We start from the raw sequence: 9,430 nt of genomic DNA on the forward strand, positions 1-9,430 counted from the left end.
ACGAGGCCCGCGAGCTGCCTCGATGAGCGGTTTGCAAGGCCGAACCGGCCCCGGCCGCGGAGTGAGCACGCTGCCTGTTCCAACGTCCACCGTGACGGCTCTGGCCCGGGCGATGCGGGTGCAGAGCACCCGAGCCGAGAACATGCCGCTCGCGCAGACCGTCGACCCCTTCCTCACGTGGCTTGAGAACCGCGGCCGCTCGCCCCATACGATCCGTGGCTACGCGTCGGATCTGCGTGAATTCATCCCGTTCGCTGAGCAGATCGGCTGCCCGCGGCCGCATGACCTCAGCTTCCGTGAAATCGAGTTGTACATGGCCATGCTACGGGAGCGCGGGGCGGCGCCAGCCACGATCAACCGAGCCGTCTCGACCCTGTCGGCGCTCTGGATATTCTTGCGTCGCGAGGGCGTCGCGACCAATGACGCGACTCGCGACGTCATCTCGCTCAAGGAGCCGGTGCGCCTTCCGGTCTATCTGCCACAGGACGAGCAGGAGCGTTTGCTCGCCGGCCTCGCCCGCCTGCGGACGCCACTCGGCCGGCGCGATCATGCCGTCTTCGGCACGTTCCTATTCTGCGGCCTGCGCCTTGAGGAGCTCGTGCGTGTGCGGCTCGATGCACTCGATCTGGAAAGCTGCCGACTGCGGGTCATCGGCAAAGGTGACAAGCAAAGGCAGCTCCCCGTCGTCCGGCGACTCCGTCGAATTCTCGAAGCCTACCTGCGGGACGCGCGCCCCCAGCTCGTCGCGGATACGACGCTGCCGTGGCTCTTCGTGAATGCCAACGGAGACCGGGGCGGCTACCGAGCACGGCGTCCTGGAGAACCCTTAGTGACCAGGAGTGTCTACCGGCTCGTGGTCGAGCGCTCCGAGGAGATTCTCGGGCGCCGGGTCCATCCGCACGCGCTTCGGCATTCGTTCGCCAGCCGACTGCGAAGCCGGGGCGCGGACCTGCAAGAGGTTCAAGAACTGCTCGGCCATTCCAGCATCACGACGACGCTGATGTATTCCCACATCAACCCCGCGAGTCTCGCGCGGATGGAGGAACTTCTCAAATGAATGACGGAAATGGCGAGCGGCCTATCGGCATCCCGGAGAGCAGCAAGGCTCCCGCGCCGGTCCTACAGCTGATCCCTGGTCGGAAAAGGAAGGAGCGCGTGAAGCCGTCTCAGTCTCACCACGACGGCGCCACGTGCGACGAGCTGCTCGGCCTCGGCAACATCGTGGGCGCGCTCGCGGTCGCCGACTTCGAAGGCTACGACGCGCAAGATGGCCTCGCCTTCGTGGCCGAGCGGCTCCGGGTGTTGGCCGGGGTGGATGGGGAGCTGCTGACCGAATTCTTCGAATAAGGAGCAACACAATGGCGACCTACCACGTCTCCGTGATCATCGAGACTCCTGATGGAAACGACGAAGAGGACGAGGTCGAGCAGGGCGTGCGGGACCCTAGCTGCCGAACAACATGTGGCAGATCGTGAGCCTCACGGTCTTGAAGCCATGATCGGCTGGCTCCGCCAGCAGCTCGAGGGGCTTGGGGGAAGGGGGCGGGTGATGGCGACAGAGCAACAGGGCCCGCCGGACCCGGAAGCGAGCCCCGAAGACTTGCCGACTGGTTGGATGCAAGGCCCCGAGTTTTTCGGGGCGGCATTCCGGAAGCACCACGAGGACCAGCTGCGCGGATACATGAACGCCGCAACGAAGCAGTTGTATCAGAATTGGCAGGACCCCGTCTTGCCGTACCACTACGACGTCTTGGCGATCGCTCGACAATTTCTCGATGCCGATAAGGACGACGTCGCCGTCATCATGGCGCAGACCGCATGCGAGATTGCTACGGACGACATCATTACTGTATTACTTCGCCGTCACAATCTCGCCGACGGTATCCGAGCATGGGTGAACGACCAGATTGCGCGGAGCACAACTCTCAAACACGACATGCTCTACAAGCTTTACCGCGCGCTCTCTGGTGACGAACTTCGTCAAGACCAGAAGACGCTCTGGGAAGCGTACGTGCGGCGCGCTGATCTCCGCAACGCCATCGTTCACACCGGCGCACATGCGGTGAAGGCGCAAGCCGTTGAAGCTTGCAATAGCGCTCTTGAGCTAATTCATCATTTCGAGGCCGTGAATGCACGCGCGGTCAAGTAAGTGTGTCCGATGATCGCCGCCGTCTACGCGAGGAAGTCCACGAGAGAGAGGAGGTCCTGATGGGCCATCTTTACCAGCGCGGCAACGTGTGGTGGATCCAGTTCTACCAGGACGGGGGCAGGGTGCGGATGAGTTCCGAATCCGCCGACGAGGCTGTGGCCAAGCGGATGCTCAAAGAGCACGAGGCCCGCGTCACGCTCAAGGAGCCCGTCGTCGCGCGGTCAGCGCGCGTGACGTACGACGAGCTCCGGAAGGATCTCCTCGCGCACTACCAAGCGACGGAAGCTCGTGACCTCACGGAGGCCGGCTGGCGGCTCAAACACCTGGATCGCGCCTTCCGCGGCGCCCGGGCGAGCCATATCACCGGCGCGGCCATCACGCGCTACATCGTCCAGCGCCAGGAGGAGGAGATCGTCAGTCCAAAGAAGAAGAGCCGTCGGCGTCCTGCCAATGGGACGATCAATCGCGAGGTCGGCGTGCTGCTTCGGATGCTCCGCCTGGGCCTCGAAAATGGCAAGGTGGCGCGCCTCCCGATCGTCCACAAACCGAAGGAAGCGGCCGCGCGAAGTGGCTTCTTCGAGCCCGACGCCTATGCGGCCGTGCGCACACACTTGCCGGCGGATCTCCAGGTCGCGATCTCTCTCGCCTACACCTTCGGCTGGCGGATCCTCGACGAGGTGCTCTCGCTCGAGACTCGGCAGCTCGACCTGGCCGCTGGCGCGATCCGCCTCGACCCCGGCAGCACGAAGACCGACGAGGGCCGGATCGTATATCTCACGCCTGAGCTCAAGGAGATGCTCACGGCCCACCTCGAGCGCGTCCAGGCGCTCGGGAGGGAGCTCGAACGGGTGATCCCGTGGCTCTTCCCGCACTTCACGAAGCCGCACCGCGGCAAGCAACGCCAGGACTTCCGGAGGGCATGGAGGACCGCCTGTGATCGAGCCGGCTATGCTGGGATGCTGCGCCACGACTTCCGCCGCACTGCGGCGAGGAACATGGTGAACCGGGGGATCCCGGAGCGCGTGGCCATGACGATCACGGGGCACAAGACCCGGGCCATGTTTGACCGGTACAACATCGTCAGCCCGGCGGACCTGCAGGAGGCGGCGCGGAAACTCGCCGAACCCGTCTCGGCCACAATCGCGGCCACAATGGGGCAGGTGACACCGCTTCGGCAAAAGCGGAAGGCAAATGCGCCGCGAGGTTAGCACGCAGGATTTCGGGGCTCGGCCCTTTCCTCACATGCCGGGGGTCACTGGTTCAAGTCCAGTATCGTCCACCACTTCTGGCATGAAACCCGACGGGTGTTAGAGCCCGTCGGGTTTCGTTTCTCAGGGATGCGCTGATCGGGCCCGGGGACGCGGGGCTGCACGTGCCGACGATTCGTGCGGCGCCGCGACAAGATCGAGGGTCAATTTTATTCGATCGTTGGGCTCACGAGTTGCGACCAACCGGGCGAGCCCGTGAACTCGGAGAGAATGCCTGTTCCAGGGACCGGCGTTAGCCCCGGCCCGGACGGGGGGCCGGACGGTCATGCCCGGTAGCCAAAGCTTCGAGCGAGTCAAATAGCCAGTCTGGATTCACCAGAATGTAGTGGGCCAGCTTCTTTTCCCCTTGGACCGTGCAGAGAATGGTCAAGGTGGCTCCGACCGGCAACAGGTTGGAGGTGACGCCCTCTTCAAGGAAAATCCGGGTACCGTTGGCCAATACAATGTGGTCACGGTGACGTTCCAGCAGGACCCCGACGATGGTGCTGGCCATGATCGATTCGACAACTGGAGCAAATTGCTTGCCGACACGGAATCAGTACTTTACGCGGCATAAAGGTCCAAATGCCTGTCTTCAGGCGCGGATTGGGCCGGAAAATTTGTCTTAGCGGGACGAGACTCCCGAGTCAAAGAGCATGACTCGAGGATAGGAGGCGCGAAACAGATTGCTAGACGCCGTTGCTCGCGATGACCTGATTGCCGCCACGCTGGGCGGCTGTCTGGAGCCTGGACTGGGCGCGCGTGAGCAGCATGGTCTCGTTGTGGCCGTCGCGAGGGAAGGAGACGAGGCCCACGGAAAGCGTCACCCGACGGGGAGCCGCGGCGGGATCGGGCTGGAAGGAGACGTTTTCCACGTGGGAGCGGATGCGCTCCGCCACCCGGGTGGCATCGTGGTCCGGCGTATTGAGGAGCAGGATGGCGATGCCGTCGCGAGTGCGGGCGACGACGTCGGTGGAGCGAAGGAACTGGGCGATCTTGCGGGAGACAGCCTGCTGCATGGTTTCGTCCGACACGGAACCGATACCGTCGGGTTGAACCAAGCAGACGGAAAAGAAGTCCTGGTAGCGGGTGGCGCGGGAGGCCTCCCGGGTCAGAAGCTGGTGAAAGGCTTCCTCCCCAAAGACGCCGCTTGCCGGATCCATGAAGTCGGGCACGGCCGAATCCCCTCTCAATAGGGTATTGCCCAGGCCCGGGCTCCCGGCTGGGGCGGACCAGCAGAATACACGAAATCGGGGTCCTCCGGGGAGTCCCCCTCAGGCGCGGCCCCAAGGGAGCCAGGACCGCGCCGACCGACTCTGACCCAGCTCTCCCCCTCGCGATGGCCAGAGGCCGTCGTTCAGCTCGAAGAGCGGGCACCGTGTCGGCTCGAACGTCAACCGTCATGCCTTGACCCTCGCCTGAGGCCCCACCACAATTGCGGCATGCCCACCACTCGATTCCCGACTATCACGCCCGAGGCCCTCGAGGCGCTCCGTTCACGAATCGGCAAGGCGGTGCCGCGACCCGAGCCGTACATCGAGGTCGCCACGCGGGATGCCATCCGCCACTGGGCGCATGGCATAGGGGACAGGAACCCGTTCTGGGCGGAGGGGCGCGTGGCCCCACCCACCCTTCTCTTTGCCATGGACCGCATCGTCTCGGGTTATGTCGGTGGGCTCCCGGGCATACACGCCATGTATGCGGGAACGGACTTTCGGTGGCGCCGGCCCATCCGCGAAGGCGATCGCGTGGTCGGCCAGAGCGTACTCAGGGAGCTGGTCGAGAAGCCCTCGGCCTTCGCCCAGCGCGCCATCCAGCAGGTCTACCGAACGACGTTCGAGAACCAGCGTGGCGAGCTCGTCTGCGAGGCTGACTCGTGGTGCTTTCGCACGGAGCGGGACACGGCGCGCGAGAGGGGCAAGTACGGGGCCACGGAGCCGCACCGGTACACCGAGGAAGAGATCCGCCGCATCGCGCACGCCTACCAGGTCGAGGAGATCCGCGGCAGCGTCCCGAGGATCTGGGAGGATGTGGCCATCGGCGAGGCGCTGCCCACCGTCTGCAAGGGCCCTCTCACCGTCACCTCGGTGGTGGCCTTCGTGCAAGGTTGGGGTAGTCTCTACGTGCGCGCCCATGGACTCGCCTTCGACCTCTTCGCGCGTCATCCGGCGCTGGGAATCCCGAATGCCTTTGGCGTTCCGGAGCCGCCCGAGCGCGTGCACTGGGACGAGCCCTTCGCGCGAACGGTGGGGGTGCCGGGCGCCTATGACTATGGTCCAGAGCGCGTGGCATGGCTGGGGCACGTGTGCACCAACTGGATGGGCCATGACGGCCAGCTCCGGAGGCTCTCGGCCCAGGTGCGCCGTCACAATCTCATCGGGGACACCACGTGGTGCCGTGGCATCGTCACGGGCCGGCGCGAGGAAGGGGGGGAGGCGCTCGTGGACATAGATCTGGTCGCGGAGAACCAGCGAAGCGAGATCACGGCAAAGGGGTCGGCGACGATCGCGCTGCCCCGGCGAGCCAACTAGATGCCGCCCGCGGCGCGAATCCTGGCGGAGTGGGCGGCGCGTCTCCGGCCGGAAGACATTCCCGTCTCCGTCCGCGAGAATGCCGCGCTCCGCGTGCTCGACACCCTGGGCTGCGCCCTGGCGGGCGCGCGTGAGGACCATGTCCCCGCCGTGCTGACCCTGATCGCGCGGTCGGGGGAGGCGGGGCCTTGCACGGTGGTGGGCTCATCGCTGACCAGCGGGCCAGCCCAGGCGGCCCTGGCCAATGGGGCGATGGCCCACGGGCTCGACTTCGACGACACCCATGCGGATTCGATCTGTCACGGCTCGGCGGTACTCGTGCCCGCCGTGCTCGCTATCGCGGAGTTGGAGCATCTGACGGGCCAGGCAGCCCTGACCGCTCTTGTGGCCGGGTATGAAACCATGATCAGGATCGGGATGGCGGCGCGCGGGCGCTTCCATGAGCGAGGCTGGCATGCGACGGCCGTATGCGGTCCCTTCGGCGCCGCGGTGGCGGCAGGGAAATGCCTGGGGCTCGATGCCAATGGCCTGACCGCCGCGCTGGGTATCACGGCGAGCATGGCCTCCGGGGTGATGGAGTTTCTCGAGGATGGCTCCTGGGTCAAGCGGCTTCATCCTGGCTGGGCGGCCCAGTCAGGACTGCAGGCGGCCATCTTGGCCCAGGGCGGCTTCACGGGGCCGGCCACGGGGCTCGAAGGTCGATTCGGCTTTCTCCGGGCCGCCCTCGGCGAGCATATCGATATCGCGACGCAGCTGAAGGGTCTCGGCGATGAATGGGAGACGGTACGGAGCTCGTTCAAGCTCTACCCGTGCTGCCATCTCAGCCATGCCTATCTCGATGCGGTGTTCCAGCTGAAACGGACGAAAGGACTGCAGGCCGAGCAGGTGGACGAGGTCGAGTGCCTGGTGCCCGCGGGCGAGGTACCCATCGTCTGCGAGCCCAGGGAGGCGAAGCTCCGGCCGCGCACGCCCTATGACGCGAAGTTCAGCCTGCCCTTCGGCATCGCCACCGCCCTCGCCCGCGAGCGGGTGGACATCGGCGTCTTCAGCCAGGAGAGCATCGGCGATCCGGGCCTGCTCGCCCTGGCTGCGCGCGTGAGACATACGGTCGACCCCAGCTCCACCTTTCCACGCACCTTCCCGGGCTGGGTCAAAGTGCGTCTCAAGAACGGGCGGACTCTCGAGGCGCGTGAGGACAGCCAGCGCGGTGGTCCGGATCGGCCCATCGCCCCCGACGAGGTGCTGGCGAAGTTCCGCGACAATGCCGCCCATGCGCTGCCGCCTCTGCGGATCGCCGCGCTCGAGCGCGGCATCCTCGGGATGGAAAGCGTGGCCGACCTCCACTCGACCATTGCTCTCTGCCGCGGTGCCGCGTAACTCGGCGAGCACAATGCGTCAAGAATCGCTTGCCGCCACCAACCGTATCTGAGAAAATCGATACATGTTCATGAAGAAGCTCATCTGGCTCGGCGCCTTCTCGGTCACCCTCGCGAGCGCAAGCTTCGCCATGGCGCAGCCGGTCGAGGTCGAAGCGACGGCTCCCGCGGCGCCCCCGAAGTTCCAGATCCTCCGCCCCGAGGCGCCGGGCAGCGAAGTGACGCGGCCCCTGGACGCGAACATCTACCGGGGTGATCCGGTCGTCAACTACGATCCGGCTTTCATTGAGCCCTTCTCGACGGAGACCTCGACCGGGCGCATGGGACTGGCCGGGTGGAGCTCGCCGGTAGGCGGGGACAATGACCACCCTCAGGGCGTTCGTCAGCCTGGATGGCTGAGCTTTGGCTTCGCGATCACCTGGGGCGGCCCCACGGCTGCCGAGCGCCGAGCCACCGCCAAGCCGACCTCCGCTCCCGCTCTCCGCTGATCGACCTTCTCCGCTCCTGAGCCGCCTTTCGCACCAAGGGATCCTCGCGCCGTCTCGTCTCCTGGCTCAGGACCGGGCGCCGATGCTTCTGAGCAGCATGGGCGTCAAGGCCGGAACGGCCTCGGCCAGCAGATCGGGCTCGCCGCGCGAAAGCCACTGGATCACGATCTCGTTGACGGCGCCGAGCCATGCCAGGGTGGCCACGCGAGTGTCGAGCTTGGGGATGGCGCCCTCGGCAATGGCTTGGTCGAGATAGCCTCCGATCAGGGCGGCAAAGCGCTCGTGAACCTCCGTCCGCTTGGTCTCGTAGGCGGGGCCCAGGCTCACGGCCTCGAGCAGGAGCAGGCGGGCGAGGTCACGGTTCCCGGCAAAGGTCTCGAGACCCGCGCGGAGCGCGGCCTCGACCTTGGCCAGGGCGCCCTGTGAGCCCGCGATGGCGTGGGCAACCGAATCGGCCAGGCGCGCCGCGAAGTCGTCTACGAGGGCGAGAAAGAGCGCTTCCTTGTTCGGGAAGTGATGGTAGACGGCGCCCTTTGAGGTGTCCGAGGCGCGGACGATGTCGTCGACCACGGCCCTGTGATACCCTTTGCGGGCAAATACCTCGAGGGCCGCGTGCAAGATCCGCTCGCGCGTGGCGATCTTGCTCACCGGGAGACTCCCAGGGAGACCTGATGACGCTGATCCGGATCGGCCACAGCCCCGACCCCGACGACGCCTTCATGTTCTACGCGCTCACCGCCGGCAAGGTGAAGGCGGAGGGCCTCGAGGTGGAGCACGTGCTCGAGGACATCGAGTCCCTGAATCGCCGCGCCCGCACCGCCGAGCTCGAGGTGACGGCCGTGTCGGCGGCGACGTACGTCATGGTGCACGAGCAGTACCGGATGATGGATCCGGGCGCGTCCATGGGCAAGGGCTATGGTCCCATCCTCGTGGGAAAGGAGCCCGTGGCGCGAGAAAAGATCGAGAACAAGGTCATCGCCATCCCGGGCAGCCACACCACGGCGGCATTGCTCCTCCGGCTCTATGTCGGGGATCCGCCCATCATCGAGGTGGCCTTCGACAAGATTCCCAAGGCGGTGCTCGAGGGCCAGGCCGATCTCGGGCTGCTGATCCACGAGGGACAGATCACGCATCAGCAGATGGGACTCGTGAAGGTGTTGGACATGGGGCAGGAGTGGGAGCGCGAGTCCGGGCTGCCTCTACCCCTCGGCATCAACGTGATGCGACGCGATCTCGGGGAGGCCATGCACCGGAAGATCTCCCAGGCCCTCCGCGATTCGATCGACTATGCCTATGACAACGTGGACGAGGCCCTCGAGTACGCCATGCGCTACGGGCGCGGCATCGACAAGGAGACCTGTCGAAAGTTCGTGCTCATGTACGTCAACGACTACACGAAGCGGCTCGGCCCCGACGGCAAGGCCGCCCTCGAGCGCCTCTACGCGATGGCTCACGCCAAGAAGCTGATCCCCGCCATTCCTCCCGTCGATCCCATCTAGCCGGGATTTGCGATTTGGCCCGATCTTCATCCGGCAACCCTCCGCCTGAACACGGACCGGTACAGCTTCATCGCCGATTCCGGCACTTCGTGAATCCTGATCCGGCCCATTTTCGTAGCGCCAGCGTCCTGATGGCGCCTC

The 9,430-nt window shown here is 65.7% G+C and carries 11 protein-coding genes; 8 read left to right on the plus strand and 3 right to left on the minus strand.

The window, feature by feature from the left end; all coding sequences use genetic code 11:
• The 4 genes from VGT00_08365 to VGT00_08380 form a co-directional block, all read left to right on the plus strand.
• The coding region (locus VGT00_08365) for a tyrosine-type recombinase/integrase (GenBank protein ID HEV8531416.1) at window positions 1–1,057 on the plus strand (1,057 nt) is incomplete at its 5' end.
• Window positions 1,058–1,155: 98 nt separating this feature from the next.
• The gene (locus VGT00_08370) at window positions 1,156–1,347 is read left to right on the plus strand and encodes a hypothetical protein (protein HEV8531417.1); all 192 of its coding nucleotides are present in this window, start codon (window positions 1,156–1,158) and stop codon (window positions 1,345–1,347) included.
• A 147-nt stretch (window positions 1,348–1,494) separates the two neighbouring features.
• Entirely contained in the window at window positions 1,495–2,148 is a 654-nt protein-coding gene (locus tag VGT00_08375) for a hypothetical protein (GenBank protein ID HEV8531418.1), read from the plus strand.
• Window positions 2,149–2,207: 59 nt separating this feature from the next.
• Window positions 2,208–3,356, plus strand: a complete 1,149-nt coding sequence (locus tag VGT00_08380) for a site-specific integrase (protein ID HEV8531419.1) — start codon at window positions 2,208–2,210, stop codon at window positions 3,354–3,356.
• A 292-nt stretch (window positions 3,357–3,648) separates the two neighbouring features.
• On the opposite strand, the gene VGT00_08385 is transcribed toward VGT00_08380, so the two are convergent.
• Together VGT00_08385 and VGT00_08390 are read right to left on the minus strand one after the other, a co-directional pair.
• A complete protein-coding gene (locus VGT00_08385; protein ID HEV8531420.1) occupies window positions 3,649–3,909 on the minus strand; it encodes a hypothetical protein in 261 nt (86 codons plus the stop codon).
• Window positions 3,910–4,084: 175 nt separating this feature from the next.
• Window positions 4,085–4,570, minus strand: coding sequence for a GGDEF domain-containing protein (locus VGT00_08390; GenBank protein ID HEV8531421.1), 486 nt, complete (start codon window positions 4,568–4,570; stop codon window positions 4,085–4,087).
• 267 nt (window positions 4,571–4,837) lie between these two features.
• Between VGT00_08390 and VGT00_08395 the strand changes: the two genes are divergently transcribed.
• The 3 genes from VGT00_08395 to VGT00_08405 all read left to right on the plus strand — a co-directional run bounded on the left by VGT00_08395 (window position 4,838) and on the right by VGT00_08405 (window position 7,790).
• Window positions 4,838–5,926, plus strand: coding sequence for a MaoC family dehydratase N-terminal domain-containing protein (locus VGT00_08395; GenBank protein HEV8531422.1), 1,089 nt, complete (start codon window positions 4,838–4,840; stop codon window positions 5,924–5,926).
• On the plus strand, window positions 5,927–7,303 hold the full coding sequence (locus VGT00_08400) for an MmgE/PrpD family protein (protein HEV8531423.1): 1,377 nt from the start codon (window positions 5,927–5,929) through the stop codon (window positions 7,301–7,303).
• A 70-nt stretch (window positions 7,304–7,373) separates the two neighbouring features.
• The gene (locus VGT00_08405) at window positions 7,374–7,790 is read left to right on the plus strand and encodes a hypothetical protein (GenBank protein HEV8531424.1); all 417 of its coding nucleotides are present in this window, start codon (window positions 7,374–7,376) and stop codon (window positions 7,788–7,790) included.
• 66 nt (window positions 7,791–7,856) lie between these two features.
• Here the strand turns inward: VGT00_08405 and VGT00_08410 are convergent, their stop codons facing one another.
• Window positions 7,857–8,438, minus strand: coding sequence for a TetR/AcrR family transcriptional regulator (locus tag VGT00_08410; protein ID HEV8531425.1), 582 nt, complete (start codon window positions 8,436–8,438; stop codon window positions 7,857–7,859).
• Between the two features lie 23 nt (window positions 8,439–8,461).
• On the opposite strand from VGT00_08410, the gene VGT00_08415 reads away from it, so the two are divergent.
• Complete coding sequence (locus VGT00_08415; GenBank protein HEV8531426.1) at window positions 8,462–9,289, plus strand: MqnA/MqnD/SBP family protein; 828 nt, start codon at window positions 8,462–8,464, stop codon at window positions 9,287–9,289.
• Window positions 9,290–9,430 lie beyond the last annotated feature (141 nt).

The organism is Candidatus Methylomirabilota bacterium, assembly GCA_036002485.1.
Lineage (GTDB): Bacteria > Methylomirabilota > Methylomirabilia > Rokubacteriales > CSP1-6 > AR37.

Excerpts from the sequence above, each read along its gene's own strand:
- VGT00_08380 (HEV8531419.1), top strand. The coding sequence starts at position 2,208 with ATGGGCCATCTTTACCAGCGCGGCAACGTGTGGTGGATCCAGTTCTAC.
- VGT00_08400 (HEV8531423.1), top strand. The coding sequence starts at position 5,927 with ATGCCGCCCGCGGCGCGAATCCTGGCGGAGTGGGCGGCGCGTCTCCGG.
- VGT00_08415 (HEV8531426.1), top strand. The coding sequence starts at position 8,462 with ATGACGCTGATCCGGATCGGCCACAGCCCCGACCCCGACGACGCCTTC.
- VGT00_08405 (HEV8531424.1), top strand. The coding sequence starts at position 7,374 with ATGAAGAAGCTCATCTGGCTCGGCGCCTTCTCGGTCACCCTCGCGAGC.
- VGT00_08395 (HEV8531422.1), top strand. The coding sequence starts at position 4,838 with ATGCCCACCACTCGATTCCCGACTATCACGCCCGAGGCCCTCGAGGCG.
- VGT00_08385 (HEV8531420.1), bottom strand. The coding sequence starts at position 3,909 with ATGGCCAGCACCATCGTCGGGGTCCTGCTGGAACGTCACCGTGACCAC.
- VGT00_08375 (HEV8531418.1), top strand. The coding sequence starts at position 1,495 with ATGATCGGCTGGCTCCGCCAGCAGCTCGAGGGGCTTGGGGGAAGGGGG.